30 protein-coding genes are annotated in these 26429 nt (G+C 65.5%); 24 read left to right on the top strand and 6 right to left on the bottom strand.

From position 1 onward, the window contains the following. Positions 1 to 22: 22 nt before the first annotated feature. The 10 genes from AB7245_RS28755 (at position 23) to adhP (ending at position 8622) form a co-directional block, all read left to right on the top strand. A complete protein-coding gene (locus AB7245_RS28755) occupies positions 23 to 508 on the top strand; it encodes a (2Fe-2S)-binding protein (RefSeq protein WP_014494194.1) in 486 nt (161 codons plus the stop codon). A gap of 32 nt (positions 509 to 540) precedes the next feature. Further along, positions 541 to 1347, top strand: coding sequence for an FAD binding domain-containing protein (locus AB7245_RS28750; protein WP_014494195.1), 807 nt, complete (start codon positions 541 to 543; stop codon positions 1345 to 1347). A 62-nt stretch (positions 1348 to 1409) separates the two neighbouring features. Beyond that, entirely contained in the window at positions 1410 to 2318 is a 909-nt protein-coding gene (locus AB7245_RS28745; RefSeq protein ID WP_028147443.1) for an AAA family ATPase, read from the top strand. Between the two features lie 140 nt (positions 2319 to 2458). Continuing rightward, positions 2459 to 3661: a vWA domain-containing protein gene (locus tag AB7245_RS28740; protein ID WP_166342477.1), complete on the top strand. Its 1203-nt coding sequence runs from the start codon at positions 2459 to 2461 to the stop codon at positions 3659 to 3661. Between the two features lie 11 nt (positions 3662 to 3672). Next, positions 3673 to 3996, top strand: coding sequence for an XdhC family protein (locus AB7245_RS28735; RefSeq protein ID WP_007602422.1), 324 nt, complete (start codon positions 3673 to 3675; stop codon positions 3994 to 3996). 2 nt (positions 3997 to 3998) lie between these two features. Next, positions 3999 to 4700 carry an XdhC family protein gene (locus tag AB7245_RS28730; RefSeq protein WP_166342476.1) on the top strand — a complete coding sequence of 234 codons (702 nt, stop codon included), beginning with the start codon at positions 3999 to 4001 and terminating at the stop codon, positions 4698 to 4700. After that, positions 4697 to 6301 carry an NTP transferase domain-containing protein gene (locus AB7245_RS28725; protein ID WP_439035180.1) on the top strand — a complete coding sequence of 535 codons (1605 nt, stop codon included), beginning with the start codon at positions 4697 to 4699 and terminating at the stop codon, positions 6299 to 6301. The genes AB7245_RS28730 and AB7245_RS28725 overlap by 4 nt, the downstream gene beginning before the upstream one ends. Before the next feature lie 229 nt (positions 6302 to 6530). Continuing rightward, positions 6531 to 6920, top strand: coding sequence for a DUF4189 domain-containing protein (locus AB7245_RS28720; protein WP_028158473.1), 390 nt, complete (start codon positions 6531 to 6533; stop codon positions 6918 to 6920). Positions 6921 to 7051: 131 nt separating this feature from the next. Next, a complete protein-coding gene (locus AB7245_RS28715; RefSeq protein WP_166342474.1) occupies positions 7052 to 7462 on the top strand; it encodes a DUF2000 family protein in 411 nt (136 codons plus the stop codon). A 134-nt stretch (positions 7463 to 7596) separates the two neighbouring features. After that, on the top strand, positions 7597 to 8622 hold the full coding sequence (adhP, locus tag AB7245_RS28710; protein ID WP_166342473.1) for an alcohol dehydrogenase AdhP: 1026 nt from the start codon (positions 7597 to 7599) through the stop codon (positions 8620 to 8622). Positions 8623 to 8740: 118 nt separating this feature from the next. Here the strand turns inward: adhP and AB7245_RS28705 are convergent, their stop codons facing one another. Genes AB7245_RS28705 through AB7245_RS28695 form a run of 3 tightly spaced genes read right to left on the bottom strand, consistent with a single transcriptional unit; the run spans position 8741 to position 9975 of the window. After that, positions 8741 to 9154 carry a GFA family protein gene (locus AB7245_RS28705; RefSeq protein WP_166342472.1) on the bottom strand — a complete coding sequence of 138 codons (414 nt, stop codon included), beginning with the start codon at positions 9152 to 9154 and terminating at the stop codon, positions 8741 to 8743. 15 nt (positions 9155 to 9169) lie between these two features. Further along, entirely contained in the window at positions 9170 to 9643 is a 474-nt protein-coding gene (locus tag AB7245_RS28700; protein WP_063982412.1) for an SRPBCC family protein, read from the bottom strand. Next, complete coding sequence (locus AB7245_RS28695) at positions 9640 to 9975, bottom strand: ArsR/SmtB family transcription factor (protein ID WP_011088398.1); 336 nt, start codon at positions 9973 to 9975, stop codon at positions 9640 to 9642. Before AB7245_RS28695 ends, AB7245_RS28700 begins: the two co-directional genes overlap by 4 nt. A 102-nt stretch (positions 9976 to 10077) precedes the next feature. Between AB7245_RS28695 and AB7245_RS28690 the strand changes: the two genes are divergently transcribed. The 10 genes from AB7245_RS28690 to AB7245_RS28645 all read left to right on the top strand — a co-directional run bounded on the left by AB7245_RS28690 (position 10078) and on the right by AB7245_RS28645 (position 19413). Next, positions 10078 to 10767: a TetR/AcrR family transcriptional regulator gene (locus AB7245_RS28690; RefSeq protein WP_175627369.1), complete on the top strand. Its 690-nt coding sequence runs from the start codon at positions 10078 to 10080 to the stop codon at positions 10765 to 10767. Continuing rightward, positions 10764 to 11552, top strand: coding sequence for an HlyD family secretion protein (locus AB7245_RS28685; protein ID WP_166342471.1), 789 nt, complete (start codon positions 10764 to 10766; stop codon positions 11550 to 11552). The genes AB7245_RS28690 and AB7245_RS28685 overlap by 4 nt, the downstream gene beginning before the upstream one ends. Then, positions 11549 to 12481: an ABC transporter ATP-binding protein gene (locus tag AB7245_RS28680; protein WP_166342470.1), complete on the top strand. Its 933-nt coding sequence runs from the start codon at positions 11549 to 11551 to the stop codon at positions 12479 to 12481. The genes AB7245_RS28685 and AB7245_RS28680 overlap by 4 nt, the downstream gene beginning before the upstream one ends. Next, a complete protein-coding gene (locus tag AB7245_RS28675; protein WP_135215457.1) occupies positions 12478 to 13641 on the top strand; it encodes an ABC transporter permease in 1164 nt (387 codons plus the stop codon). Before AB7245_RS28680 ends, AB7245_RS28675 begins: the two co-directional genes overlap by 4 nt. A gap of 29 nt (positions 13642 to 13670) precedes the next feature. Continuing rightward, positions 13671 to 14978, top strand: coding sequence for an adenylate/guanylate cyclase domain-containing protein (locus tag AB7245_RS28670; protein WP_166342469.1), 1308 nt, complete (start codon positions 13671 to 13673; stop codon positions 14976 to 14978). 111 nt (positions 14979 to 15089) lie between these two features. Next, a complete protein-coding gene (locus tag AB7245_RS28665; RefSeq protein WP_085404340.1) occupies positions 15090 to 15287 on the top strand; it encodes a hypothetical protein in 198 nt (65 codons plus the stop codon). 132 nt (positions 15288 to 15419) lie between these two features. Further along, positions 15420 to 16151 (top strand): GntR family transcriptional regulator, encoded by a 732-nt coding sequence (locus AB7245_RS28660; RefSeq protein WP_085404341.1) that lies wholly within the window; start codon positions 15420 to 15422, stop codon positions 16149 to 16151. 49 nt (positions 16152 to 16200) lie between these two features. Further along, positions 16201 to 17442 carry an MFS transporter gene (locus AB7245_RS28655; RefSeq protein ID WP_166342468.1) on the top strand — a complete coding sequence of 414 codons (1242 nt, stop codon included), beginning with the start codon at positions 16201 to 16203 and terminating at the stop codon, positions 17440 to 17442. A 22-nt stretch (positions 17443 to 17464) separates the two neighbouring features. Continuing rightward, positions 17465 to 18364, top strand: coding sequence for an amidohydrolase family protein (locus AB7245_RS28650; RefSeq protein WP_166342467.1), 900 nt, complete (start codon positions 17465 to 17467; stop codon positions 18362 to 18364). Between the two features lie 134 nt (positions 18365 to 18498). Then, positions 18499 to 19413 carry a PhzF family phenazine biosynthesis protein gene (locus tag AB7245_RS28645; protein ID WP_071917365.1) on the top strand — a complete coding sequence of 305 codons (915 nt, stop codon included), beginning with the start codon at positions 18499 to 18501 and terminating at the stop codon, positions 19411 to 19413. 36 nt (positions 19414 to 19449) lie between these two features. Here the strand turns inward: AB7245_RS28645 and AB7245_RS28640 are convergent, their stop codons facing one another. Both AB7245_RS28640 and AB7245_RS28635 read right to left on the bottom strand, forming a co-directional pair. After that, complete coding sequence (locus AB7245_RS28640) at positions 19450 to 19911, bottom strand: DUF488 domain-containing protein (protein ID WP_354266163.1); 462 nt, start codon at positions 19909 to 19911, stop codon at positions 19450 to 19452. Between the two features lie 9 nt (positions 19912 to 19920). Next, complete coding sequence (locus AB7245_RS28635) at positions 19921 to 20757, bottom strand: DUF72 domain-containing protein (protein WP_014494217.1); 837 nt, start codon at positions 20755 to 20757, stop codon at positions 19921 to 19923. Positions 20758 to 20858: 101 nt separating this feature from the next. Between AB7245_RS28635 and AB7245_RS28630 the strand changes: the two genes are divergently transcribed. The 4 genes from AB7245_RS28630 (at position 20859) to AB7245_RS28615 (ending at position 24512) form a co-directional block, all read left to right on the top strand. After that, positions 20859 to 21242, top strand: coding sequence for a hypothetical protein (locus AB7245_RS28630; protein WP_063982423.1), 384 nt, complete (start codon positions 20859 to 20861; stop codon positions 21240 to 21242). Between the two features lie 155 nt (positions 21243 to 21397). Next, positions 21398 to 21598, top strand: coding sequence for a hypothetical protein (locus tag AB7245_RS28625; RefSeq protein ID WP_071912499.1), 201 nt, complete (start codon positions 21398 to 21400; stop codon positions 21596 to 21598). A gap of 271 nt (positions 21599 to 21869) precedes the next feature. Further along, positions 21870 to 23003 (top strand): glycosyltransferase family 2 protein, encoded by a 1134-nt coding sequence (locus AB7245_RS28620; RefSeq protein ID WP_354076331.1) that lies wholly within the window; start codon positions 21870 to 21872, stop codon positions 23001 to 23003. 6 nt (positions 23004 to 23009) lie between these two features. Continuing rightward, the gene (locus AB7245_RS28615; RefSeq protein WP_439035179.1) at positions 23010 to 24512 is read left to right on the top strand and encodes a glycosyltransferase family 39 protein; all 1503 of its coding nucleotides are present in this window, start codon (positions 23010 to 23012) and stop codon (positions 24510 to 24512) included. A gap of 13 nt (positions 24513 to 24525) precedes the next feature. Here the strand turns inward: AB7245_RS28615 and AB7245_RS28610 are convergent, their stop codons facing one another. Further along, positions 24526 to 26412, bottom strand: a complete 1887-nt coding sequence (locus AB7245_RS28610) for a CHASE2 domain-containing protein (RefSeq protein WP_439035178.1) — start codon at positions 26410 to 26412, stop codon at positions 24526 to 24528. Between the last annotated feature and the right edge of the window lie 17 nt (positions 26413 to 26429).

The raw sequence follows: 26429 nt of genomic DNA, 5'->3' as shown, positions 1-26429 counted from the left end.
GGGGCGCTGATAGAGAGTGCTTATGGCAAAAATCTCCCTCATCGTGAACGGCAATCCTGTCACGGCCAACGTCGATCCCCGCACCCTTCTGGTGCAGTTCCTGCGCGAGAATCTGCGCCTGACCGGCACCCATGTCGGCTGCGATACCTCGCAGTGCGGCGCCTGTGTCGTGCATCTCGACGGCAAGGCCGTGAAGTCCTGCACCACGCTGGCCGTGATGGCCGACGGCCACGAGGTCAAGACGATCGAGGGACTGGCCGCCGACGGCGCTCCGCTGCATCCGATGCAGGAGGCCTTCCGCGAGCACCATGGCCTGCAGTGCGGCTTCTGCACGCCGGGCATGATCATGACGGCGATCGACATCGTCCATCGCAAGGGCCACGAGCTCGACGACCACACCATCCGCGAGGAGCTGGAAGGCAATCTCTGCCGTTGCACCGGCTACCAGAACATCGTCGCTTCGATCTCCGCCGGCGCCAAGGCGATGGCGAAATCCGATCTCGCCTAACCGCGCGCGCATTCTGCGATCAGGACATTCAGATGTACGAATTCAAATACCATCGCCCCGGGACCGTTCGCCAGGCGGCCAACCTCCTGGTGAAGAACGAAGACGCCAAGGTGATCGCCGGCGGCCACACGCTGATTCCCGTCATGAAGCAGCGTCTCGCCAGCCCCCCGCATCTGGTCGACCTCTCCCACATCGAGGGGCTCAACACGATCGAGATGAAGGGCCGCGCGCTCGTGATCGGCGCCACCGCCAGGCATGCCGAGGTCGCAAGCTCTGCGATCGTCGGTGAGGCGATCCCGGCGCTGGCCAATCTTGCCAGCCAGATCGGCGACCCCGCCGTGCGCCACAAGGGCACGATCGGCGGCTCGCTCGCCAACAACGATCCGACCGCGGACTATCCGGCCGCGGTGCTCGCGCTCGGCGCCACCATCGTCACCAACAAGCGCCGCCTCAAGGCGGAAGAGTATTTCCAGGGCCTGTTCACGACGGCGCTCGAAGCCGACGAGATCATCACCAAGGTGATGTTCCCGCTGCCGAAGAAGGCGGCCTACATCAAGTTCCGCAACCAGGCCTCGCGTTACGCGCTGGTCGGCGTGTTCGTGGCGCGGCGTCCTTCGGACGTGCGCGTTGCCGTCACCGGTGCCGGCTCCGAAGGCGTGTTCCGCGTCACCGCGTTCGAGGAAGCCCTGAAGAAGCGCTTCGCCGCGAAGGCGCTCGACGGCATCGAGGTGCCTGCGGAAGGCCTCAACAGCGACATCCACGGCAGCGCCGAATACCGTGCGCATCTCATCGGGGTGCTGACGCGGCGTGCCCTCGATGCCGCCAACGCCAAGGAGTGAGTGAACCTCACGCCTCGGCCCAAACTTGTCCCCGGTGAGGGCGTAGCGAGACTGGCTTTTTCATGACTCTCACGGCCCTGCCGGCATCGGTCGATGCGATGCTCGAACTCTTGACTTCGCGCGGTTATCTCGCGGAGCGATCGCTGGCGACGGTGACCTATCTGTCGCTGCGCATGGGCCGGCCGCTGTTCCTGGAGGGCGAAGCCGGCGTCGGCAAGACCGAGATCGCCAAGGTGCTGTCGGCGGCGCTGGGGCGGAAGCTGATCCGCCTGCAGTGCTACGAGGGCCTCGACGTCTCCTCCGCCGTCTACGAGTGGAATAGCGCCGCGCAGATGATCGCGATCCGGATGGCGGAAGCCGCCGGCGACACCGACCGCGATCAGCTCTCGTCCGATATCTTCGCCGACCGCTACATGATCAAGCGGCCTTTGCTCCAGGCGCTGGAGCCCGACGTCGCGGGACCGCCGGTGCTGCTGATCGACGAGCTCGACCGCGCCGACGAGGCGTTCGAGGCATATCTGCTCGAAATCCTCAGCGACTTCCAGGTGACCATTCCCGAATTCGGCACCGTGAAGGCGCCGCATCCGCCGATCGTCATCATCACCTCCAACCGCACGCGCGAGATCCATGACGCGCTGAAGCGGCGCTGTCTCTATCACTGGGTCGACTATCCAGAAGCCGAGCGCGAGCTCGCGATCGTCAAGACGCGCGTGCCCGGCATCTCCGCCAAGCTGTCGCAGCAGGTCGTGCGTTTCGTCCAGGCGCTGCGCAACCAGGATTTCTACAAGTCGCCTGGTGTCGCCGAGACCATCGATTGGGCCACCGCGCTGTCGGAGCTCGACGCCCGCTCGCTGACCCCGCAAGTGGTCGGCGACACGCTGGGGGCGCTGCTCAAGTACCAGGACGATATCACCCGGATGCAGGGCGACGCCCTGCAAAAGGTGCTGAAGGAAGCGACGAGCGAGAATTGATCTTGCGCCACTAGTACTCCGGTCATTCCGGGGCGACGCGCAGCGTCGAGCCCGGAATCCATAACCACGATCGGGAGTATGGATTCCGGGCTCGCGCCAAGTGGCGCGCCCTGGAATGACGAGGGGATGGATACGAGACCATGGCCATCAACCACCTTGCGCCCGACCAGACCGAGCAGTTCGCCGACAACATCGTCGGCTTTGCCCGCGCGTTGCGTGCAGCCAGCATGCCGGTCGGACCGGGCGCCGTCATCGATGCCATGAGCGCGCTCCAGGTGATCGACATCGGCAACCGCGCCGACGTCTTCACCACGCTGGAGGCGATCTTCGTCAAGCGCCACGAGCATGCGCTGATCTTCAGGCAGGCCTTCAACCTGTTCTTCCGCGCCTCGGAAGAGTGGAAGCACATGCTGGATTCGGTGCCGTTGCCGGAGCAGGCCAAGAAGAAGCCGCAGGCCGGCTCGCGCCGCGTGCAGGAGGCGATGTCGCAGCCACGGATGACGGAGACGCCGCAGCACCAGGAGCAGGATTTGCGCCTGTCGGTCTCCGACAAGGAGATCCTTCAGAAGAAGGATTTTGCGCAGATGAGCGCGGCTGAGATCACCGAAGCGCTCCGCGCCGTCGAGCGGATGCGGCTGCCGCAGGCCGAGCTTCTGACGCGCCGGCACCGGCCCGATCCCCGCGGGCTTCGTCTCGATTTGCGCCGCACGCTGCGCGCGTCCTTGCGCACCGGCGGTGACATCATCGACATCCATCGCCTCGGGCGCATCGAGAAGCCGGCGCCGATCGTCGCGCTGCTCGATATCTCGGGCTCGATGAGCGAGTACACCCGCCTGTTCCTGCATTTCCTGCATGCCATCGGGGATGCCCGAAAGCGCGTCTCGGTGTTCCTGTTCGGCACCCGGCTGACCAACGTCACCCGGGCGCTGCGCCAGCGCGACCCCGATGAGGCGCTGGCGAGCTGCTCGGCCTCGGTCGAGGACTGGGCCGGCGGCACCCGGATTTCGGCCTCGCTGCACAACTTCAACAAATTGTGGGCGCGGCGCGTGCTGAGCCAGGGCGCCATCGTGCTGCTGATCTCCGACGGGCTGGAGCGGGAGGCCGATTCCAAGCTCGCCTTCGAGATGGACCGGTTGCACCGGTCCTGCCGGCGGCTGATCTGGCTCAACCCGCTTCTGCGGTTCGGCGGCTTCGAGGCCAAGGCCCAGGGCATCAAAATGATGCTCCCGCACGTTGACGAATTCCGCCCGGTACATAATTTGAGTTCGATCCAGGAGCTGATCACGACGCTCTCCCGGCCGCTGCCGCCGCATCACCGCAGCCTGATCCGTTCCGCAGCTTGAGAGGTTAAGCCATGCTCGATCGCGACGAGGATATTCTGAAAGCGGCGGAGGATTGGCAGAAGGCCGGCCGCGGGGTCGCGCTGGCCACCGTTGTCGAGACCTGGGGCTCGGCCCCGCGCCCGGCGGGCTCGAGCCTCGTCATCAACGATGAGGGCACGTTTCTGGGGTCGGTCTCCGGCGGCTGCGTCGAAGGCGCCGTGGTCACCGAGGCCATGGACGTGATCCAGAGCGGCAAGCCCAGGATGCTGGAGTTCGGCGTTGCCGATGAGACGGCCTGGAATGTCGGGCTGTCCTGTGGCGGCACCATCCGCGTCTTCGTCGAGAAGGTCGGTTAGCCGTGAAGCTCGCAATCCTGCACGAACTCAATGCCGAGCGCGCCGCGCGCCGGCCGGTGATCCTGGTGACCGACACCGAGAGCGGCGAGCAGCGCCTGGTGAAGGCTGCGGATTTTGCAAAAGACCCGCTGCGCGCCGAACTGGACAAGCAGCTTCGCATGGGCAAGAGCGCCAGTGTCGAAGCCGGCGGCAAGAAGCTGTTCCTCAACGTCTACGCGCCGACCGCAAAGCTCGTCATCGTCGGCGCGGTCCATATCAGCCAGGCCTTGGCGCCGCTGGCGCGCTCGCTCGGCTACGACGTCACCGTGGTCGATCCCCGCACGGCGTTTGCGAGCGCGGAGCGCTTCCCTGATATTCCCCTGGTCGCCGAATGGCCCGACACGGCGCTGCCGCCGCTCAATGTCGATGCCTACACGGCTTTCGTCGCCGTGACGCACGATCCGAAGATCGACGATCCCGCGCTGCTGCACGCCTTTGAACGCAAGTGCTTCTATATCGGTGCGCTCGGCTCGCGAAAGACGCATGCCAAGCGCGGCGACCGGCTGCGCGCGCAGGGCGCCAAGGACAGCGACATCGCGCGCATCCACGCGCCCATTGGGCTGGCGATCGGCGCTGTCTCGCCGTCCGAGATCGCTGTGTCGATCATGGCCGAGATCACGGCGGTGCTGCGCCTGCCTCCAAAAGAAAAAGAAGAAGCGGCATGAAATTCGGACCGGCGAGCCCCAAGGATGCGATCGGCGGGGTGACCGTCCACACCCTGCGCCAGGGACCGCTGGTGCTGAAGAAAGGCACGACGATCGGCCCGGCCGAGGTCGAGGCGCTGACGCGCGCCGGCATCAAGGACGTCGTGGTGGTGCGCATGGAGGAGGGCGACGTCTCCGAGGATGTCGCCGCCGCCAGTATTGCGCTGGCCGTCGGCGGCGAGGGCATTCATGTCGAGCGCGCCTTCACCGGCCGCGCCAATCTGTTCGCCGCGCGCCCGGGCGTGCTGGTGATCGACCGCGCCGCGGTCGACCGCATCAACAATATCGACGAGGCCATCACCTTTGCGACGCTCACCGCCTACAAGCCGGTGGTCGAGGGTGAGATGGTCGGCACCGTCAAGATCATCCCGTTCGGCGTGGAAGGCAATTTGCGCGATGCCGCGGTGAAGGCGGCGGGCCGGGACGTGCTGAAGATCGCGCCCTACGTCATCAAGCGCGTCGGCATCGTTTCGACGCTGCTGCCGGGCCTCTCGTCGAAGGTGATCGACAAGACGCTGCGCGTCACCGCCGAGCGGCTCGCGCCGGCCGGCGCCAGCATCATTGCCGAGCGCCGGGTCCAGCACGAGGAGCGGGCGCTGTCGGCCGCGATCAAGGAGCTGCTCGCGCTTGGCGCCGAGCTCGTGATCGTGTTCGGCGCCTCTGCGATTGCCGACCGCCGCGACGTGATTCCGGCGGCCGTCACCGGGATCGGCGGCGAGATCGAGCATTTCGGCATGCCGGTCGACCCCGGCAATTTGCTGCTGATCGCGCGTGTCGGCGGGGTGCCGGTGCTGGGCGCGCCGGGCTGCGCACGCTCGCCGGTCGAGAACGGTTTTGACTGGGTGCTGATGCGGCTGCTCGCCGGCATCAAGGTGACGCGCTCCGAGTTGATGGGCATGGGCGTCGGCGGCCTCCTGATGGAGATCGTCACGCGGCCGCAGCCGCGCGCAGAACCCGCGATCGAGGGCAACAGCCATGTCGCGGCCATCGTGCTCGCAGCGGGCCGCTCGACCCGGATGGGCGGACCGAACAAGCTGCTCGCCGAGCTCGACGGCAAGAAGCTGGTGCGGATCGCGACCGAGCAGGCGCTGGCCTCCAAGGCCTCCGAGGTGATCGTCGTCACCGGCCATCAGACCGAGCTGGTCGAGCAGGCGCTGCAAGGCTTGAAGGTGAAGTTCGTCCGCAACCCGGATTTCGCCGGCGGCATCGCGAGCTCGGTCAAGGCCGGCATCGCGGCTGTGCCTGAGGCTTGCGACGGCGCCGTGGTCTGTTTGGGCGACATGCCGCTGATCGATGCCGGCCTGATCGACCGTCTCATCGACGGCTTTGCGCCGGACCGCGGCAACCTCATCGTCGTGCCCGTCAGTGACGGGCGCCGCGGCAATCCCGTGCTGTGGTCGCGCCGCTTCTTCAAGGAATTGATGACGCTCGACGGCGACGTCGGCGCGCGCCATCTGATCGCCAAGCACACCGAAGCGGTGGCCGAAGTCCCCGTGGATGGTGAGAGTGCCTTCCTCGACATCGACACGCCGCAGGCGCTGGAAGCCGCAAGACGCGGATGACGGTGCCGTAGAGTGGGCAAAACGACTTGTCCGCCGTAGCTCGTAGAGCGAAGGCGGAAGCGTGCCCACTAATTTTGAATGATGGTGTGGATGGATAGTGGGCACGGCGCTTTGCGCCTTTGCCCACCCTACGGCACTCTCATTCGTTCGATTTCACCCCTCGTTCACCATCTGGAAACGTCCACCGCCTAGAGTCCTCTCCACCTGCCTTGGGGGGAGGGGTTTTTCCATGGCTTCGAATGTCGTCGCGCGCCGTTGCGCGATGTTTTTCTTTGCGCTGTCGGTTTGTGTCGCCGGCGCTCGCTACATCACGGATGCGCATGCTGCCGGTGCGTTTGCGGTCGGCAAGTGCGGAGCCTATGGCCAGGCTTTTGATTACGGCGCCGAGCGCGAGGCCCGTGCCGCCGCACAGAAGCAGTGCAAGGGCGACTGCACGACGGTGACCATGAAGCGCGCTTGCGCCGCGATGTCGGTCGATATGGCCAACCCGTGCGGCGCCTATGGCTATGCCGTCAAGCCGAAGATCTCGGCCTCGCTCAACGCCGCCACGCGCGAATGCTACAAATACGGCGGCAAGGAATGCGTGATCCGCGCCTGGGCCTGCGACGCCAAGGGGTGAATTTCTCTTGCTGTCATTCCGGGGCGATGCGTAGCATCGAACCCGGAATCAATTCGTCCACCGGCTCTGTGGCCTGATGAATTCCGGGCTCGCGCCTTCGGCGCGCCCCGGAATGACAGTTCGAGGTATGCATGCAGCTCGACACCAAGATCGCGGTCGTGATCCGCACCGATCTTCAGGCCTGGCAGAAGCTCAACGTCGCGTCGTTTCTGACCAGCGGAATTGCCGCGGCCTTTCCGGACTGTGTCGGCGAGCCCCATGAGGACGGTTCGGGCACGAAGTACCACGCGCTGATCGGCCAGCCGATCCTGATCTACGGTGCCGATGGTGCCGCGCTGTCACGCGCGCTCGACCGTGCGCTCTCGCGCAATGTGACGGCGGCCCTTTACACCGAGGACATGTTCAAGACCACGCACGATGCCGCCAATCGCGAAGCGGTGAGGGCGGTTGAGCGCACCGATCTCAATCTCGTCGGCATCGCGATGCGCGCCGAGCGCAAGGTGATCGACAAGATCGTCGACGGTCTGAAGTTCCATAGCTAGCGGTACTTCAAGCAGCCTCGTCTTCGCGGTGTCGTGATGGTTCCTGCGACGGAAACTTGCGTTCTTTGACTCCAATCAAGGATGCGCCGCCCGGCATCGCTAGTCTGCCCTCCGTATTGCAATGGAGCAGACACATGCCGACCATGAAAGCCGCCATCGTCAAACAATTCGGCAAGCCGCTGGTGATCGAGGACGTGCCGGTGCCGCAGCCCGGTCCCGGCGAGGTTTTGGTCAAGGTGAAAGCGTGCGGCGTCTGCCACACCGATCTGCACGCAGCTTCCGGCGACTGGCCGGTGAAGCCGGTTCCGCCCTTCATTCCCGGGCATGAGGTGGCGGGAACCGTCGCTGCACTCGGGCCAGGTGTGAAAAATCTGAAGGTCGGCGATGCCGTCGGCGTCGCCTGGCTGCACGACGCGTGCATGGCTTGCGAATATTGCGAGACCGGCTGGGAAACGCTGTGCGAGCACCAGCACAACACCGGCTACAGCGTGAACGGCGGCTTTGCCGAATATGTCATCGCCTCGGCCGCCTTCGCCGCAAAGCTCCCGGCAACGATCGATTTCGCCGCCGTCGCGCCGATCCTGTGTGCCGGCGTCACCACCTACAAGGGATTGAAGGAGACCGACGCTCGGCCCGGCGAGTGGGTCGCGATCTCCGGCGTCGGCGGGCTCGGCCATGTCGCGATCCAGTACGCCAAGGCGATGGGGTTCAAGGTCGCAGCCGTCGACATCGCCGAGGACAAGCTCAAGCTCGCACGCGAGACCGGCGCCGATCTCGCGGTCAACGCGCTGGAGGCCAATGCGGTGGACAAGGTTGTGGCAGCAACCGGGGGCGGGGCCCACGGTGTGCTGGTGACGGCGGTCTCGACCTCGGCGTTCGCGCAGGCGCTGAAGATGGTGCGTCGCAAGGGCACCGTCAGCTTGGTCGGCCTGCCGCCGGGCGAATTCCCGACGCCGATCTTCGATGTCGTGCTCAAGCGTATCACCGTGCGTGGCTCCATCGTCGGCACCCGCAGGGATCTCGACGAGGCCATCGCATTCGCCGCGGACGGCAAGGTCAAGGCCGAAGTAGCCAAGGTGCCGCTCGCGGAGATCAATAACGTCTTCGACCGGATGAAGGCCGGCAAGATCGACGGCCGCATGGTGCTCGACTTTGGCTAGAGCGTTTTCGAGCGAAGTCGATACCGGTTCGCGTAAGGAAAACGCGTCAAGACAAGAATCTAGAGCCCCGTTCCGATTCCATCGGAACTTCCATCGGAACGGAAGTGGCTCTAGTGCCTCACGCTGGCGGCATGGTCTCGAATTTCGGCAGGTCCGGATCGAGGTGGTCCCAGCCATGTCCGCGCGCCGCGTAGGTCACCACCTGCGGCTTGTAGCGGGCGGGCTCGTCGAGGCTCGCGGCGCGGATGGTGAAGATGTCGGGCATTGCGGCGAAGGTCATGTAGACCGGCAAGCCGCACTGCGTGCAGAAACCGCGCGTCTTCACGTTGCCGCTGTCGCCGACCATGTCCCAATGCTTCGCCTCGCCGGTCAGCGTGACACCTTCGCGCGCGAAGGTCATGTACGAGCCGTGACCGCCGCCGCTTTCGCGCTGGCAATCCCGGCATTGGCAGTGATTGCTGAACAGCGGCTCACCGAGAATCGAATAGCGGATCGCGCCGCAGGCGCAGCCGCCGGTAAAAGGCCTGGTCATCGGAAGATCTCCCACTCACTTCTCGCCACTGATCTCGTCGAGCTGACGCACGACCTTCTTCCAGCCGCCGCTCATGACCGTGTAGGCCGACTCGTTCCTCGGCATGACGAAGCCCGCATGCACCAGGCGGATCCGCGTGCCGGCTTCGACCGGGGTGAGGGACCACGTCACGACGGTATCGAGCGGCGCGCCGTAGCCGGTGTTGCGTTCGTCGCCGCCCTTCCAGGCATAGACGAGGCGCCGGTTCGGTACGACTTCCAGAACCCGGCAATGGATGACGCCATCCCAGTTGCCGCCGGGCGTGGTCTGGAACGTGAAGGCCTTGCCTTCGATGGCTTCGAAGCCGGTCGGCTGCATCAGCCAGCGCGCGATCAACTGGGCGCTGGTCAGCGTCTTCCAGATCGTCTCGGGCGCGTGAGGGAAGACCTCCTCCAAAACAATGTCTTGGACGATGTCTTTAGTCTCGGCTTTGAACTCGGCTGCACTCACGGATCGATCTCCTTCAAGAGGTCACGCAGATTCTGGAAGCGCTCGCGCCAGAACACGCCGTAATGGTCCATCCAGGTGACCAGCGGCTCGAGCCCTTGCGGCGCGGCGCGGTAATAGACATTGCGGCCCTCGGCGCGCTCGGCGACGAGGCCGGCCTGCTTCAGCGACTTCAGGTGCTGCGAGATCGCGCCCTGCGTCACGCCGCTGCCGCGGGTGAGCTCGGCCACGCTGATCTCCTTGCTCTCGAACACGCGCTCGAACACGGCCCGGCGGGTCGGATCGGCGAGGGCACGCATCACGGTGGTGACGGGATTTGGGGCGGCTTCGATCATGGATATTCGATTAGCATGCGCTAATGAATTAGTCAATGCTAATTTGTTGCTGGATTGACTCGCTGTCTTGATTATGACTGACTAGTCAGTCATAAATGGGAGATGACAAAGAAGCCAACCAAAGCAGCCACGCCAACCGCAACTCGCGCCGATGCGAAGGGCCGTGCGCCCGCCGACGCCGCGCCCACTTCGAACCGTGCCACACGTGCGGCCGAGCGTCGGTCGGCCATCGTGGAAGCGGCGATGGAGGAGTTCATTGCGCGCGGCTTTGCCGCGACGCGGCTCGACGACATCGCCAAGCGGGCGGGCGTGGCCAAGGGCACGATCTACCTGCACTTCAAGGACAAGGAATCGATGTTCGAGGAGCTGGTGCGCACGGTGATCGTGCCGGTCGTGGCCAAGCTGAATGCGCTGCCGCCGCCGACGGGCTCGGTGCGCGATCTCGTCGAGGCCTTTGCCGGTAACTTCCTCAAGGAGGTCATCGGCACGAGGCGTGGCGATCTCGTGCGATTGATCGTGGCGGAAGGGCCGCGCTTTCCGTCCGTCGCCGATTTCTACTATCGCGAGGTTGTCTCGCGCGGGATCGCCGGCATGCGCGCGCTGATCGAGCTCGGCATTGCCCGCGGCGAGATCCGCGAGAAGAACCTCGCGCGCTATCCGCAGATCCTGGTCGCACCGGCGATGATCGCGGTGATCTGGCAGAGCCTGTTTGCGCGGCACGCGCCGCTCGACGCCCAGGACATGCTGCGCGTCCATCTCGATCTGATTTTTGGCGAACGGAGGACGACATGAGGTCGTCACGAGCAATTTCTGTGTTTGCATTGGCCCTCGTCCTTGCAACCGGCCTTGCCGGCTGCAAGGACAAGCGCGATCCCGGATTTCAGGGTTGGGTCGAGGCCGACATGATCTTCGTCAGCCCGGACGAAGCGGGCCGGGTGACGAAGCTCAATGTCCGCGAGGGCGACGAGGTGAAGGTCGGCGATGCCCTCTATTCCGTCGACGACGATCTTCAGCTTGCCGACCTCAACCAGAACAAGGCGACACTGGCCAATGCGCAGCAGACCTATGATCGCGCGGCCTCGCTGAACAAGACCGGCTCCGGTACGCAGGCCAATCTCGATTCCGCCGTGTCGTCCTTGCGTGTCGCCGAAGCGCGGGTCGCAACGTCGGAGACGCGAATGGCGCGGCGCAGGGGCTTTGCGCCCGTTGCCGGCACCATCCAGCAGATCTATTTCCGCGAGGGCGAGATGGTGGCGGCGCAGCGGCCGGTGCTCTCGATCATGCCGCCCGGCAACATGAAGCTGCGCTTCTTCGTGCCCGAGACCGAGTTGCCGAAGCTCGCGATCGGCGACACGGTGCGCATCTCTTGCGATAATTGCGCGGCGGATCTCACCGCAAAGATCTATTTCATCGCGACCTCGGCCGAATACACTCCGCCTGTCATCTACAGCCTCGATGAGCGCAACAAGCTGGTCTATTTGATCCAGGCGCGCCCCTCGCGGCCCGATGCCCTGCGGGTCGGACAGCCGATCGACGTCTATCTCCATCCAAAAACGCCGGTGGCGGACAAGCGATGAACGGCGGCAACGGCATCGCGATCGACGTCAAGGGCCTGACCAAGTCGTTTGGCGGCCGCGAGGTCGTGCACGATCTGTCGATGCAGGTGAAGCGCGGCTCGATCTACGGCTTCCTCGGGCCGAACGGCTCGGGGAAGACCACCACCATCCGCATCCTCTGCGGCCTGCTCACGCCCGACAGCGGCGAGGGCACCTGCCTCGGCTACGACATCAGGCGCGATGCCGAAAAGATCAAGCGCCAGGTCGGCTACATGACCCAGCGCTTCAGCCTGTACCAGGACCTCTCGGTGCGCGAGAACCTCGAATTCGTCGCGCGGCTCTATGGCCTCGCCGATGCACGGGGCGCTGCGCGCGACATGATCAAGCGGCTCGGGCTGTCGGGGCGCGAGGAGCAGCTTGCGGGCGAGCTCTCCGGCGGCTGGAAGCAGCGGCTCGCGCTCGGGGCCTGCACGCTGCCCAGTCCGAAACTGCTGCTGCTGGACGAGCCCACCGCCGGCGTCGATCCCAAGGCGCGGCGCGATTTCTGGAACGAGATCCATGCGCTCGCGGCCGACGGCCTCACCGTCCTGGTCTCGACCCACTACATGGACGAGGCCGAGCGCTGCCACGAGATCGCCTATATCGCCTACGGCCATCTGCTGGCGCACGGCACGGTCGAGGAGGTGATCGCGAAGTCCGCCCTGACGACCTACACCGTGACGGGCGAGGACCTCAACGGGCTCACGGCCGCGCTCACCGGCAAGCCCGGCGTGGACATGGTGGCGCCGTTCGGTACTTCGCTCCACGTTTCCGGGCGCGACGTCGCCGCGCTCGAGGCCAGCATCGCGCCGTGGCGCGAGAAGGGCGGCCTGCACTGGCACAAATCATCGCCCTCGCTCGAAGACGTGTTCATCGAATTGATGAGCCGTTCCAAGGACAATTTCCAATGAGCGCCGCCGATCATCCCGCACCCGCGCACGAGATCCGCGAGCGCTTCGGCTTCTGGAAGCGCTCCTATGCGATGCTGGTCAAGGAGTTCATCCAGCTCAAGCGCGACCGCGTCTCGTTCGCGATGATCGTGATGCTGCCGGTGATGCAGCTTCTGCTGTTCGGCTATGCCATCAACACCACGCCGCACAATCTGCCGAGCGCGGTGCTGCTCCAGGAGGATTCGGATCTTGCCCGCTCGGTGTTGAAGGCGCTGGAGAACACCGCCTATTTCCGCTTCATCTACGAGGTCCACGACGTCGACGATTTCGACAACCTGCTGAAATCGGGCAAGGTGCTGTTCGGCGTCGAGATTCCGCGGGGCTTCGAGCGGGCGGTGCGGCGTGGCGACCGGCCGGCGCTGCTGGTTGCGGCCGACGCCACCGATCCCGTTGCGGCCAGTGCCGCGCTCGGCTCGCTCGGCATGGTCGTGCAGACCGCGCTTGCGCACGATCTCTATATCGGCAATCCGCCCGAGATGCCGTTCGAGATCCGCGCGCATGCGCGCTACAATCCGGCCGCGTCGTCCAGCCTCAATATCGTGCCGGGCCTCGTCGGCACCATCCTCACCATGACCATGCTGATCTTCACCGCGCTCTCGGTCACCCGCGAGGTCGAGCGCGGTACCATGGAGAGCCTGCTGTCGATGCCGATCAAGCCGGTCGAGGTGATGTTCGGCAAGATCGTTCCTTATGTGCTGGTTGGCTTCCTTCAGGCCTTCCTCATCATCGGCATCGGTGTCGGCTTGTTCGGCGTGCCCTTGCTCGGCAATCTGTTCCTGCTCGCGCTGCTGTCGACCTTGTTCATCGCTACAAATCTGTCGATTGGCTACACCATCTCGACCGTGGTGCAGAACCAGCTCCAGGCCATGCAGATGGCGATGATGTTCTTCCTGCCGAGCATTCTGCTCTCCGGATTCATGTTCCCGTTCGCCGGCATGCCGGTCTGGGCGCAATATCTCGGCGAATGCCTGCCGCTGACCCACTACTTGCGGATCGTCCGCGCCATCATGCTGAAGGGCGCGACCATGCAGAATTTGCACTTCGACGCGCTGGCGCTGGCGATCCTGATGCTGGTCGCCATGACCATCGCGGTGACGCGCTTCCGCCGCACGCTGGATTGAGGCACAATGCCCCTGAATCGAGGGGAGAAATGGTCAGGTTTGCCAGCAGGAAGACCCGGCAGCATGCCGTGATGTCGGACGAGTTCGAGCGCGAGCTGACGCGAGAAGTGCTGCGGACCGAGCTGTTGCGGGTGAGGGCGCTGATCACGACGGGCTGCGTCATGATCCTGTTCCTCACCGCAACCTACCTGATCGACCCTGCCATCGTGAACCGGGTCTGGCGCGGGACGGAGGGCTTGGTCCGCGAATACATGCTCTTGGGGGGCTTCATCCTCTTCGAGGTCTGGGTCCACAGCCAGATCAGGCGAAACCTCAAGCTCGATCGCGACCTGCCGGTGATCAGGCGCTATATCGGCGCTCTCATCGAAACGTCGCTGCCGACGATCATCCTGATCCTCCAGATTCGCAGCATGGGCGCTGGGCCCGCGCTCGGTTTCGTGCTGCCACTGGCCTATTTCATCTTCATCATTCTTTCGACGCTGCGGCTCGATTTCTGGCTGTCCACCTTCACGGGATTTGTGGCCGCAGCCGAACTCCTGGCCGTCGCGCTGTACTACAATTCGGCCAGCGACGCTGGCGAACCGCTGATCTACTTTCACGCTGTGCGCAGCACCATCATCCTGATCTGCGGCGTGCTCGCCGGCTCCGTCGGCGCGCGGCTGCGGCGGCAATTTGCCGCGAGCATCGCGGCCGCCACCGCGCGTGATCGCGTCACCAACCTGTTCGGCCAGCACGTCTCGCCGCAGGTGGTGGAACGGCTGATGGCGGCGGGGCCCAGCGCGGGCGGCGACCTTCGCCGCGTCGCGGTGATGTTCGTCGATTTCCGCGGCTTCACCGCCAGCGCGCGGTTGCGCACCCCGCAGGAGGTGGTTGACCGGCTCGACGGTGCGTTCGCCGTGCTGGTCGACATCCTCGATCGTCAGGGCGGCATCGTGAACAAGTTTTTGGGCGATGGCTTCCTCGCCCTGTTCGGCGCGCCGCTGGAGGCCTCCGACGCCGCGCACCGCGCGGTTGCCGCAGGCCGCGAGATGCTGGCCGCGATGGACCGCATCAACGCGCAAACGAGCTGGCCGCTGCGGATCGGCATCGGCATCCATTTCGGCGAGGTCGTTGCCGGCAATATCGGCTCGCCCCGGCGCAAGGAGTACACGGTCATCGGCGACACCGTGAACTTCGCCTCGCGGCTGGAGGCACTCAACAAGGAGTTCGGCTCGCACCTCCTGATCTCCGCGTCCGTCCGCGAGGCGCTCGGCGACGACGGTGAGGACGCCGTCGCGCTCGGCGAGGTCGCGATTCGCGGCTACGAGCACAAGGTGGCGGTGTTTCAACTGGGGTGAGGGGCTCGCGTTTCGTTGAAGGCGCGTGATGAAATATCTCACGGCGATTTCCGCTCATATTGTCAGGACGCCGAAACCTCTCGGCTTCCGTTTGCCACGCGGAGAGAACCCATGACCCGATTGACCCTTGTCTCGGCCGCCCTGATCGCCGCCGCCGTCTATCAAACCCAGGCCGCAGCCGCTCGCGACGTCGCCCCGCGGCGCGCCTCGCCTCAGGCGGCTGCGGATTGCGTGAGGGCTCCGGCACAGGGCGCGTTTGCCTCAGCGCCCTACAAGCAGCCGCCCTGCACGCCGAGGGCAGCGAATTAACGCGCAAGGCGAGGTCGGGTTGGCAACGTCCGCCGGCCCGACCTCGCGTCCCCCGCGGGCATCGCCGGTTTCTCGATTGCGGTACCTTGGTAGTGCTTGACTCCCATCTCATCTAGTCATCTATATGACTATATGAATGCAGCCCCGCACGACGACCGCCTGCCACGCTACCAGCGCCTGCGCGACGACCTCGCCGCGCGGATCAACCGCAATGAATGGCGGCCGGGCGAGCCGATCCCGTCGGAGGCCGAGCTCGCGGCGCATTACGGCGTCGCCATCGGCACCGTGCGCAAAGCGATCGATCAGCTCGTTGCCGATACCGTGCTGGAGCGCCAGCAGGGCCGCGGCACCTTCGTGCGCCGGGCGCGCTTCAACTCCTCGCTATTCCGCTTCTTCCGCTTCCAGTCCGAGAGCGGCGAGCGGCGCGTGCCGAAGAGCCGCATCATCCGGCGCAAGAGCGTTCCGGCGAATTCGGCCGTTGCGTCGGCGCTGCGCATCCCTGTCGGCGAGCCCGTGATTAGCCTGTCGCGTCTGCGCCTGATCGACGATGTACCGCTGCTCGCCGAAGAAATCTGGCTCCAGCAATCGCGCTTCGCGCCGATCCTGGAGATCGACACCGCCGAATTCGGCGACCTGCTTTATCCGCTCTACGAGGAGCGCTGCGGGGAGGTGGTGGTGTCGGCCGAGGAAATTCTGACGGTCGAAATGGCCAACGAGATGCAGGCCCGCCTGCTGCGCCTCGAAGCGCACGCACCATTGATCGTGATCGAGCGCCTCGCGCTCGATCTGGAGCGGCGGCCGATCGAATGGCGCAGGTCGAGGGGGCCGGCCGACCGGTTCCGCTACCACGCCGAGATCAGGTGAGAGCGACCTTTCAACGACATCAAGCAATAACGAATTCAAGGGAGAAACAATGTCAAACTGGTACAGCGAAAGCTCGCCGCTGGAGCGGCGCACGTTCTGGGCAAGCTTTGGCGGCTGGGCGCTGGATGCGCTCGACGTCCAGATGTTCGGCCTTGCCATTCCCGCGCTGATCGCCGCCTTCGGCATCAGCAAGGCCGATGCGGGCCTGCTCGGCTCGGTCACGCTGTTCTTCGGCGCGTTCGGCGGCTGGCTCGGCGGCGCGCTCGGCGACCGTTTTGGCCGCGTCAAGGCGCTTCAGATTACCGTTGCGACCTTTGCGCTCGCGACCTTCGCCTGCGCGTTCGCGATGACTTACAACCAGCTCCTGATCCTGAAGGCGATTCAGGGCCTCGGCTTCGGCGCCGAATGGGCTTGCGGCGCGGTGCTGATGGCCGAGATCATTCGCCCCGAGCATCGCGGCAAGGCGCTGGGCTCGGTGCAGAGCGCCTGGGCCGTGGGGTGGGGCGCAGCTGTGCTGCTCTCGGCCCTCGTGTTCACTTATGCACCCGCCGACATCGCCTGGCGGCTGCTGTTTGCGCTGGGGCTGTTGCCCGCGCTCCTCATCATCTTCATCCGCCGCGGCTTGAAGGAGCCGCCGCGCGCGGTCGCAGCCGACAAGACGCCATTCTTCGCCACGCTCTCGGGCATCTTCCATCGTGACGTGCTGCGCTCGACGCTGATCGGAGGCCTGTTTGGCATCGGCGCCCACGGCGGTTACGCGGCCCTGACCACGTTCCTGCCGACATACTTGCGCGAAGTGCGGCATCTGTCGGTGCTGGGCTCCAGCGGCTATCTCGCAGTCATCATCGTTGCCTTCTTCTGCGGCTGCATCGCGAGCGGCATCATCAGTGACCGCATCGGCCGCAGGGCCAATGTCACCTTCTTCGCCAGCGCCTGCATCGTCACCGTGCTGATCTACATCTTCGCGCCGCTGACCAACGGCGAGATGCTGGTGCTCGGCTTTCCGCTCGGCTTCTTCTCGGCCGGCATTCCCGCCAGCATGGCGGCGCTGTTCAGCGAGCTCTATCCGGCCGGCGTGCGCGGCACCGGTGTCGGCTTCTGCTACAATTTCGGCCGCATCGTCTCCGCCGCGTTCCCCTTCCTCGTGGGCTATCTCAGCGACCATATCGGGCTCGGACCGGCGATCGGCATCGATGCGGCCTTCGCCTATTCGCTGGTGCTGATCGCGGTGGTGCTGCTGCCCGAAACCCGCGGCAAGGTTTTTGAACAAACCGCCGCGACGCGCGCCTGACGCCGGATGGGGAGCAGTCACCATGATGTCCCGCGCGCGCGGCCTGACGCGCCGCCAATTCGGCACAGGCCTTGTATCTCTCGTGTCGGCCACGGCCGCCGCGAGCCGAGCGAAGAGTGAGACGAGCTTGCCGACGATCGATACCCATGCCCATGTCTTCCACCGCGGCCTCAAGCTCGCGCCCGGCCGGCGCTATGCCCCCGATTACGATGCGCCGCTGGCGCTCTATCTGGAGCAGCTCGACCGCAATGGCATGAGCAACGGCGTGCTGGTGCAGCCGAGCTTTCTCGGCACCGACAATTCCTATCTGGTCGAGAGCCTGAAGACTTCCGGCGGACGCCTGCGCGGCATCGCGGTGGTCGATCCTTCTGTGACCGCGGACGAACTCCGCGCGCTCGATCGCGCCGGCGTCGTCGGCATTCGCCTCAATCTCGTCGGCCAGCCCTTGCCCGATCTCGCTGCCAGCGAATGGAAGGTGCTGCTCGGAAACGTGAAATCGATGGGCTGGCAGGTCGAGCTCCAGCGCAACGCGTCCGACCTCGCACTGCTTGCGCCGCAGCTGCTTGATCATGGCGTCACCGTCGTGCTCGATCACTATGCGCTGCCGGATCCGAAACTCGGTGTCGCCGATCCCGGCTTCCAGTCGGTGCTGAAGCTCGGCGCGACGCGAAATGTCTGGGTCAAGATCTCGGCGCCGTATCGCAACGGCGCGAGCGGCGAGAGTTTTGCGAAGGAGGCCTATCCGCTGCTGCGCGAGGCTTACGGCCTCGACCGCCTGCTGTGGGGCAGCGACTGGCCGCACACGCAGTTCGAGGCGTCGCAGGCTTACGCGAAAAACCGGCAGTTTCTCGATGCGCTGATCGTCGACGACAGCGAGCGCGCGCGGGTACTCGCATCGCCGCATCAGCTGTTCCGCTTCTGATTCTCCCTTCTGATCTCCTCGCGCGCGATTGCTCCGAATGCTCCGAATTTTGGGGCATGACGAGCGATGTCGCCGGCTTGTAGACTGCCGGCGATGCGGCCGGTTGAGGCCGCGAGTTTCATGAGGAAGTGAAGATGCAGCGCCGCTACATCACCGTCGACGTGTTCACCGACCGCGCCTTCGGCGGCAACCAGCTCGCCGTGGTGCTGGATGCCGGCGGGCTCACGACGCAGCAGATGCAGGCGATCGCGACCGAGTTCAACTATTCCGAGACGACCTTCGTGCTGCCGCCGCGCAACCCCGGCCACGACGCGGAGGTCCGCATCTTCACGCCGGTGAGGGAGCTTCCCTTCGCGGGTCATCCCAATGTCGGCACCGCTTTCGTGCTGGCCCGGCGCAGCAATGAGCCCTGGCCGCGGTTGTTGTTCGAAGAGAAAGCCGGGATCGTGCCGGTCGAGATCTGGCGGGAGCAGGGCAAGGTCGTCGGCGCCGAGCTGACCGCGCCGCAGCCGCTGGCGCGACTTGCAAAGCTGTCCGCCGCCGAGGTCGCCGCGTGCCTGTCTTTGACCGCGGACGACATCAGGACCGATCGTCATGTGCCGGAGGTCGTCGGCGTCGGCACGCCGTTCGTCGTCGCGGAATTGCATTCGCGCGACGCGCTGCGGCGGGCGGCGCCCGATGCTGCGGCGTTCGGCCGGACACTGCCGCGCGACGGCGCGTTCTCGATCTATTTCTACACGCGCGATATCGCGGCGGCGCAGGCGCCTTGCGACCTCCAGGCACGGATGTTCATGCGCGGTGCCAGCGGTTTCGCCGAGGATCCGGCCACCGGCAGCGCAACGGTCGCCGCCGCCGCGCTGCTCGCCACGCTCGATCCACTCCGCGACGGCGAGCTGAAGCTCACCATCGGCCAGGGTTTTGACATGGGCCGGCCGAGCATCCTGCGGACGACAGTGGAAAAGGAGGGCGGCGCCCTTCTTGATGCCTATGTCGGCGGCCATTGCGTACAGATGATGGAGGGGACGTTCGAGCTGGCGGGAGAGGGGTAGGGTCTCTCCTCCATGCCCGGGACAAGCCCGTGACGATCACACCTGCCGCCCCGCCAAATTCCTCACCGCCACGCCATCGCGCTCCTCGATGATCTCCGCGATCATCTGGCGGTGGCAGTGGGTGTGATCGCGCTCGTAGCAGAGCAGGCAGACCGGGCCGGCCTTCATCACCAGCGCCGAGAGCTCGTCCATCTCTTCCCGGGCCTGCGGCGTCTTCAGGTGCTTTGAATAGATCTTCTCCAGCACATCGTATTGGCCGCTGCGCGCGGCGAGCCGGCCTTCCTTCGGCGTGCCGAGCGCGGCGAGATGAACATAGGCGATGCCGCGTTCATCGAGGCCCGCGGAAAGCTGCTTCTTCGAAAAGCCGGGCCGGCGCGATGAGGTCACCGCGCGCACGTCGACCACGAGCTTGACGCCGGCCTGTTCCAGCTCGTCGAGCACCGCCTTGGGCGGCGTCTGTTCATAACCGATGGTGAAGAGCTTTTTCGCCTTTGCCATGAACCATCCTCAGCTCACCCGCGCGATCAGTTCCATGGCGCCGGCCGGTGCGCGCACCTTGCCCTCGTGGATGACATAGGCGAACACGTCGCGCGGCTCCTTCTTCGGCTTGGCCTTGTCGACCTTCGGCAGATCGTCGGGTTCACTTCCCTCGGCCCAGTCCTGAAAGCGCTTGGCCCAGGCATCGAGCTGCTTCGGCGGATAGCAGGTCTTGATCTCGTCATTGCCCTTCTGGAGCCGTGCATAGACGAAATCGCCGGCGACGTCGGCGATCGCCGGATATTTGCCGTGCTCGGCGAACACGACAGGCGTCTCGAACTCCCGGATCAGCGCGACGAAGTCCGGTGCGCAAAAGCTGTCGTGACGGACCTCGACGACATGGCGCAGCGCGCGCCCCTCGAGTTTGCGCGGCAGCAGCTCCAGGAACTTGCCGAAATCGGCGCCGTCGAACTTTTTCGTCGGCGCGAACTGCCACAGCACCGGTCCGAGATGGTCGCCGAGTTCCAGCACGCCGGAATCATAGAACCGCTTGATGGAATCGCCCGCCTCGGCGAGCACGCGGCGGTTGGTCGCGAAGCGCGGTCCCTTCACCGAGAACACGAAGCCATCGGGCACTTCGCTGGCCCATTTGCGAAAGCTCTCCGGCTTCTGCGAGCCGTAATAGGTGCCGTTGATCTCGATCGAGGTCAGCTTCGAGGCGGCATAGGACAGCTCCTTGGCCTGCGTGAGCTTCTCCGGGTAGAACACGCCGCGCCAGGGCTCGAAGGTCCAGCCGCCGACGCCGATGAAGATGTTGCCGGATTTTTTGGACGCGGTTTTTGCTTTGGCCACGGGAGGGTCTCGCATCGACGGGGAGGGACTTCATCCTAATCAAACCAGATGTGATTGGCCAGTTGCGCCGTCCCGTCTAAGGTCGCAACGGGACCCGCGCAAAAAGGAGAACAAGAATGCGGATGCTGATGGTGGGAGCGGCGCTCGTCATGATGACATCTGCTGCCATGACGTTTGGTGCCATGGCCGACGATGACGACGATGCCAAGGGCGCGCAGAAGCTCGCCATGCAGGGCCGCGACGATTACTGGCATTGCCTGGCGCGGGAATATTCGCGCGACTCCAATCAGGGAATGTCGGAACAGGATTTCGGCCGTTCGGTCGCGGGCGCCTGTCCGTCGGAGCGGCAATATTACCGGGTAGCGTTGCTCGACTATCTCACCACGCAATATCCGAACATCGATGCCGGCGCCCATCTCGCCACCGCGAACAGGGCGGTCGAGTCGGCGCAGAAGGACATTGTGACGGCCTTCGTCAAGCACAGGCCGCCCGCAAAGTAGGGCAGTGGCGAATGGCCCATCGCGAAGAGGGCGTGTAAGCCGGCGCTCCTCATTCGCGACGAGCCATTCGCTACTCGCCCCTCCGCGGGGGGCTCTTCCAGCTCCGCGCGCATCCATGGTATCACTGGAGGCATCTGGAACAGGGATGGGCTTCCATGTCGTCTGAGTCGGTGGGTGGCATTCTGGGCGCGATCGTCGCGGCGGTCGTGCTTGCGGTCGCCGTCGTATTGGGGCCGATCGGCCAGTACGGCAAGCCGCCCAGGCCGGCAAAGGCCGAGCCGGCTCCGGCCGCAGCGCCCGCTGTCCCGGCCGCCCCCGTGCCGCGTGGGCCGGTGATCAAGGAAGTCCCGAACTAGCAAGGGTCTGAAAAAGAGCCGCTATGCCCCCTTGCGAAGCGGTTTTGCCGTACCTATCTAGCCTCTAACGGCGACGTTGAGCGAAACCTCCGGCGCTGGAACGACCTTGGAATAGCTTGGGCTTGCGCCGGATGTACGCGCGGTCCGCCGTTCCGGGGTCGTTGGCATTTTTGGGCCCTTTTTGGGCCTTTCCCCACAGACCCCCGGCTCGGTAGATCTTGGCAGCGCAACGTCTTGGCAGCGCAGGACGCGGCGGATATACGCTGCCGTCATGAATGAAGCGATCAGACCGGGCTCCGGCACTCCCCCGCAGGCTCAAGAGGCGCCGGAACTGTCGGTCATCGTCCCGACGTTCAACGAGCGCGACAACGTCACGGTGCTGTACCGGCGGCTGGAGGCGACGCTCGCCAACGTCGCCTGGGAAGTCGTGTTCGTCGACGATAATTCGCCCGACGGCACCTGGGACGTCGTGCGCGCGCTGGCGCAGCGCGACAACCGCGTGCGCTGCGTTCGCCGCATCGGCCGCCGTGGCCTGTCGGGCGCTTGCATCGAGGGCATCCTGGCCTCCAGCGCGCCCTATGTGGCCGTGATCGATGCCGACCTCCAGCACGACGAGACGCAACTGCCGAAGATGCTGTTGCTGCTCGCAAGCGACCAGGCCGATCTCGTCGTCGGCAGCCGCTACATCGAGGGCTACAAGAGCGAAGGCTTCAACAAGCAGCGCGCCGGCGCCAGCGCGCTTGCGACCGAACTCGCCAGGAAGGCGTTGCGGGTCGAGATCGCCGATCCCATGAGTGGCTTCTTCATGGTTCGGCGCGACCGTTTCGAGGAGCTCGCGCCGAAGCTGTCGGTGCACGGCTTCAAGATCCTGCTCGACCTCGTCGCGAGCGCGAACGGTAGCTTGCGAGCCGTTGAAATTCCCTACACGTTCGGCGAGCGCCAGCACGGCGAGAGCAAGCTCGATTCCATGGTCGCGCTGGATTTTCTCGGCCTGGTGCTGGCCAAATTCACCAACGATGCTGTCTCGCTGCGCTTCATCCTGTTCGCGATGGTCGGCGGCATCGGCCTCGTGGTGCATCTGACCACGCTGTTCATCGCCCTTCAGCTGTTCAAGGCGCCGTTCGCAGAGGCGCAGGCCGCGGGCGCCGTCGTCGCCATGACCAGCAACTTCGCCCTCAACAACTTCCTCACCTATCGCGACCAGCGGCTGAAGGGCTTTGCGCTGCTGCGCGGCCTGATCGCCTTCTACATCGTGTGCAGCGTCGGCCTGCTCGCCAATGTCGGCGTCGCCTTCTCGGTCTACGACCAGGAGCCGATCTGGTGGCTGGCCGGCATGGCCGGCGCGCTGATGGGCGTGGTGTGGAACTACGCGATGTCCGGACTGTTCGTCTGGCGCAAGAAATAGCTCGACATGGGCGGGGCTGACGCGCGGATTGTCCGCAATACCGCGCTGGTGATCGTTGCGCTGGTCGGCTTGCGGCTGGTCGCGGCCGCGTTCACGCCCATCACCTTCGACGAAGCCTATTACTGGATGTGGTCGAAGAACCTCGCCGGAGGATATTACGACCACCCGCCGATGGTCGCCTATGTGATCCGCGCCGGCACCATGATCGCCGGCGACACCGAGCTCGGCGTCCGCGTGTTCTCGATCCTGCTCGCGCTGCCGATGAGCTACGCGATCTACCGCTCCGCCGCCATCCTGTTCGGCGGCGCGCGGGTGGCTGCGACCAGCGCCATCCTGCTCAACGTGACCATGATGGCCTCGGTCGGCACGCTGATCGTCACGCCGGATGCGCCGCTGCTCGTTGCCTCCAGCTTCGTGCTGTTCTTCCTCGCGAAGGTGCTGGAGACCGGCCGCGGCGTCTGGTGGCTCGCCGTCGGCGCGGCGGTCGGCGCGGCGCTGCTGTCGAAATACACCGCGATGTTCTTTGGCGCTGCGATCCTGATCTGGCTTGCGGCCGTGCCGAAACTGCGGCGCTGGTTCCTCTCGCCCTGGCCCTATCTCGGCGGTCTCGTTGCGTTCGCGCTGTTCTCACCGGTGATCCTGTGGAATGCGGATCATCAATGGGTCTCGTTCGTAAAGCAGCTCGGCCGCGCGAAGATCGAGGACTTCCGTCCCATCTTCATCGCCGAGTTGATCCCGACCCAGATTGCCTTCGCAACGCCGCTGGTCTTCATCCTCGGCGCGATGGGCCTGCACGCGCTGACCTGGCGCCGGGCCGGCGCGCTGGCCTCGCGTTTGCTGATCGAGACGCTGTTCTGGACCATCGTCGTCTATTTCGTCTGGCATTCGCTGCATGCCCGCGTCGAGGCCAACTGGTTCGCGCCGGTCTATCCGCCCTTCATCGTTGCCGCGGCCGCCGCCGCCAATCTCGTGCCGTGGCAACCACGCGCGCGGCGCCTCGCGGATTTCTGCCTGCGCTGGGCCGCGCCCGTGGGCATCGTGATGTTTGCGGCGCTGATCGTGCAGGCCAACACCGGCTGGCTGTCGGGCTATCGCCGCGACGCGACGGTGCGCAGCGTCGGCGTCGGCTGGCGCGAGCTCGCCGCCGAGATCGAAGCGGTGCGCGCGCGCAGTGGCGCGACCTGCGTGCTCGCGCAGGACTACGGCACCACGGGCTGGCTCGCCTTCTATCTGCCGCGCGGCACCTGCGTGGTGCAGCAGAACCAGCGCATCCGCTGGGTCAACATGCCCGAGCCCGATCCAAAGCTGCTTGCCGGCAAGGTGATCTCTGTCGACGAGCTGCGCCCGGACGGCCATCCCGCCCTCGACGAGCTCTTCGCGAAGGTGACGCAAATTGCGCAATTGCAGCGCAAGCGCGGGCCGCTCGTGATTGAAACCTACGGCATTGATCTGCTCGAAGGCGCCAAGGGCGACGTGCTCGACCGCTCGCCGCCGCCGGAAGCGCGGTAGGCGGCCCCAAAAATCAGTCGATCATCTCGGCCCTGGCGGCGGCCTGGCTCGGCCCGTTCTGGTCGCGCCAGAACCAGACGGTCACGACGCCGGAGCGGCCGCGGACCTGCGTGAGCAGGGGACCTGACAGAATGCCGTCGGGAGCGCCGTGGAAGTCGGCCGCATCCAGCAGCGTATCGGTCAGCGCGAGCCGCGCACAGTTCTGGGCGGCAACCTCCATCAAGCGGTTCGCGACGTTGACCGTGTCGCCGGTCGCCGTGATGTGCTGGTGGCTTTCGCCGAGGCGGGAGGCGATGATCGGGCCGAAATGCGCGCCGATCTTGAAACCGAGTTGGCCGCGAAGGGCAGGCGGCAGCGAAGCGATCCAGCGATCGACGCTGCGATACAGGTCGATCGAGCATTGCAGCGCGCGCGCGGCGTCGTCGGGCATCGCGTGTGGCAGTCCGAACAGGATCATGGCGCCGTCGCCGAGAAAGCCGGTGATCAGGCCGCCGCAATCGACCGCGGCCTTGTCGATCAGCGCGTGAAATGCCCTCAGCAGATGCTGCAGCTCGTCCGGATCGATCCGTTCGCTGAGCGTCGTGAAACCGGAGAGATCGATGAAGACGACGGCCGCATGCTGCCGGACCGGCCTGGACAGGAAATTCGGATCGCGCGTCAGCCATTCCTGCACGGCGGGCGCCTGGAATTGCGCCAGCGACCTGCTCTTGGCGGCAAAATATTGAGTGCGGCGGCCGCCGGCCCACAGCTGCACGCCGGCAAAGACCGCGACCGGCGGCACCGCGGCGGCAAGTGTCGTCGCGGCGTTCAGCCAAACGCCGTGCGTGAAGGCGAACAGATTGAGGCCGGCCCAGGCGATCATCACCGCGGCGGCCGCGACGATGCCGGGCGCGCTGCGCCGCCAGGCGAGCAGGCCGACCAGCAGCATCGGCAAAAGGATCGCGAAAAGCGCGTCGGCGATGTGGACCTTGCGGTCGCGCACGATGCCGTCACCGGCGACGAGATGGGTGATCGCGGTCGAGATCACCTCGACGCCGGGCATCAGGGAATCGAACGGTGTCGGATAGAAGTCGCCGCCGCCGGCGACCGCGGCGCCGATCACGACGATGCGGTTCTCGATCGCCGCGCGATTGAGCGTACCGTCGAAGATGCTCTGCGCGCTGACGGTGCGGATGGTGCGGCGCGGGCCGTAATAGGTGATCGGCAGCGCGAAATCGCTGTCAGTCGACACCGCGCGGTCGCCGAGCATGAGGTGATCCGGCGCGATCGTCAGCGGCTTGTCGAGCGCGCGCGTCGCGACGCGCAAGGGAAACGACAGCTCGACCTTGTCGCGGGTCCGGAACAGCATCGGCACCGAAAGCGGCGAGCCGGACTGCCCCGTCGCGACGTTGACGACGCCGACCTCGGCGTGATCGGCGAAAGCGGGCAGCGGCAGCAGGAAGCGCTCGGCCTGTGGCAGCGCGGCGAGGGGACCTTGGGTGCCCGGCTCCACGGTCTCGCTGGCGGTCGGGAAGATCGCCGCGGCGGCGAGCACCATGGGGCCGGTGGCGAGCGTGTTGGCCAGCGTCGCGTCGCCGATCGCAGCGCTGCGGTCGACCAGCAGCAGGTCGATCGCGACGACCTTCGGCTTGAACTGCACGATGGTGTCGACGACGCGCGCGAGATCGGCGCGCGGCAGCGGATAGCTGCCGCCGCGCTTCACGACGGTGTCGTCGATCGCAACGATAGTGACGAGATCGGGCGGAGCCTGCACGCCGCGGACCTGGGTCCGCCAATCCGTCAGCGTCGCCTCGAGCCGATCAAGAAAGCGCAGATGACCGTTGGCGTGGCCGGCATAGATGCCGGCACCCCACAGCGCGGTGAGGACGAGTGCCACCAGGATCTGAACGCGTCTAGTCATTACGTACTGCAATCTTC

It is taken from the genome of Bradyrhizobium sp. 604_D8_N2_3 (assembly GCF_051810765.1).
Taxonomy (GTDB): domain Bacteria; phylum Pseudomonadota; class Alphaproteobacteria; order Rhizobiales; family Xanthobacteraceae; genus Bradyrhizobium; species Bradyrhizobium barranii.
The sequence above is the reverse complement of the archived record's forward strand: the minus strand, read 5'-3'. Positions and strand labels throughout refer to the sequence as shown.

Excerpts from the sequence above, each read along its gene's own strand:
- AB7245_RS28750 (WP_014494195.1), top strand. The coding sequence starts at position 541 with ATGTACGAATTCAAATACCATCGCCCCGGGACCGTTCGCCAGGCGGCC.
- AB7245_RS28615 (WP_439035179.1), top strand. The coding sequence starts at position 23,010 with ATGGGCGGGGCTGACGCGCGGATTGTCCGCAATACCGCGCTGGTGATC.
- AB7245_RS28640 (WP_354266163.1), bottom strand. The coding sequence starts at position 19,911 with ATGGCAAAGGCGAAAAAGCTCTTCACCATCGGTTATGAACAGACGCCG.
- AB7245_RS28620 (WP_354076331.1), top strand. The coding sequence starts at position 21,870 with ATGAATGAAGCGATCAGACCGGGCTCCGGCACTCCCCCGCAGGCTCAA.
- AB7245_RS28665 (WP_085404340.1), top strand. The coding sequence starts at position 15,090 with ATGACCCGATTGACCCTTGTCTCGGCCGCCCTGATCGCCGCCGCCGTC.
- AB7245_RS28695 (WP_011088398.1), bottom strand. The coding sequence starts at position 9,975 with ATGATCGAAGCCGCCCCAAATCCCGTCACCACCGTGATGCGTGCCCTC.
- AB7245_RS28610 (WP_439035178.1), bottom strand. The coding sequence starts at position 26,412 with ATGACTAGACGCGTTCAGATCCTGGTGGCACTCGTCCTCACCGCGCTG.
- AB7245_RS28705 (WP_166342472.1), bottom strand. The coding sequence starts at position 9,154 with ATGACCAGGCCTTTTACCGGCGGCTGCGCCTGCGGCGCGATCCGCTAT.
- AB7245_RS28685 (WP_166342471.1), top strand. The coding sequence starts at position 10,764 with ATGAGGTCGTCACGAGCAATTTCTGTGTTTGCATTGGCCCTCGTCCTT.
- AB7245_RS28690 (WP_175627369.1), top strand. The coding sequence starts at position 10,078 with ATGACAAAGAAGCCAACCAAAGCAGCCACGCCAACCGCAACTCGCGCC.
- AB7245_RS28720 (WP_028158473.1), top strand. The coding sequence starts at position 6,531 with ATGGCTTCGAATGTCGTCGCGCGCCGTTGCGCGATGTTTTTCTTTGCG.
- AB7245_RS28635 (WP_014494217.1), bottom strand. The coding sequence starts at position 20,757 with ATGCGAGACCCTCCCGTGGCCAAAGCAAAAACCGCGTCCAAAAAATCC.
- AB7245_RS28650 (WP_166342467.1), top strand. The coding sequence starts at position 17,465 with ATGATGTCCCGCGCGCGCGGCCTGACGCGCCGCCAATTCGGCACAGGC.
- AB7245_RS28660 (WP_085404341.1), top strand. The coding sequence starts at position 15,420 with ATGAATGCAGCCCCGCACGACGACCGCCTGCCACGCTACCAGCGCCTG.
- AB7245_RS28755 (WP_014494194.1), top strand. The coding sequence starts at position 23 with ATGGCAAAAATCTCCCTCATCGTGAACGGCAATCCTGTCACGGCCAAC.
- AB7245_RS28680 (WP_166342470.1), top strand. The coding sequence starts at position 11,549 with ATGAACGGCGGCAACGGCATCGCGATCGACGTCAAGGGCCTGACCAAG.
- AB7245_RS28645 (WP_071917365.1), top strand. The coding sequence starts at position 18,499 with ATGCAGCGCCGCTACATCACCGTCGACGTGTTCACCGACCGCGCCTTC.
- AB7245_RS28715 (WP_166342474.1), top strand. The coding sequence starts at position 7,052 with ATGCAGCTCGACACCAAGATCGCGGTCGTGATCCGCACCGATCTTCAG.
- AB7245_RS28675 (WP_135215457.1), top strand. The coding sequence starts at position 12,478 with ATGAGCGCCGCCGATCATCCCGCACCCGCGCACGAGATCCGCGAGCGC.
- adhP (WP_166342473.1), top strand. The coding sequence starts at position 7,597 with ATGCCGACCATGAAAGCCGCCATCGTCAAACAATTCGGCAAGCCGCTG.
- AB7245_RS28740 (WP_166342477.1), top strand. The coding sequence starts at position 2,459 with ATGGCCATCAACCACCTTGCGCCCGACCAGACCGAGCAGTTCGCCGAC.
- AB7245_RS28670 (WP_166342469.1), top strand. The coding sequence starts at position 13,671 with ATGGTCAGGTTTGCCAGCAGGAAGACCCGGCAGCATGCCGTGATGTCG.
- AB7245_RS28745 (WP_028147443.1), top strand. The coding sequence starts at position 1,410 with ATGACTCTCACGGCCCTGCCGGCATCGGTCGATGCGATGCTCGAACTC.
- AB7245_RS28630 (WP_063982423.1), top strand. The coding sequence starts at position 20,859 with ATGCGGATGCTGATGGTGGGAGCGGCGCTCGTCATGATGACATCTGCT.
- AB7245_RS28625 (WP_071912499.1), top strand. The coding sequence starts at position 21,398 with ATGTCGTCTGAGTCGGTGGGTGGCATTCTGGGCGCGATCGTCGCGGCG.
- AB7245_RS28735 (WP_007602422.1), top strand. The coding sequence starts at position 3,673 with ATGCTCGATCGCGACGAGGATATTCTGAAAGCGGCGGAGGATTGGCAG.
- AB7245_RS28655 (WP_166342468.1), top strand. The coding sequence starts at position 16,201 with ATGTCAAACTGGTACAGCGAAAGCTCGCCGCTGGAGCGGCGCACGTTC.
- AB7245_RS28725 (WP_439035180.1), top strand. The coding sequence starts at position 4,697 with ATGAAATTCGGACCGGCGAGCCCCAAGGATGCGATCGGCGGGGTGACC.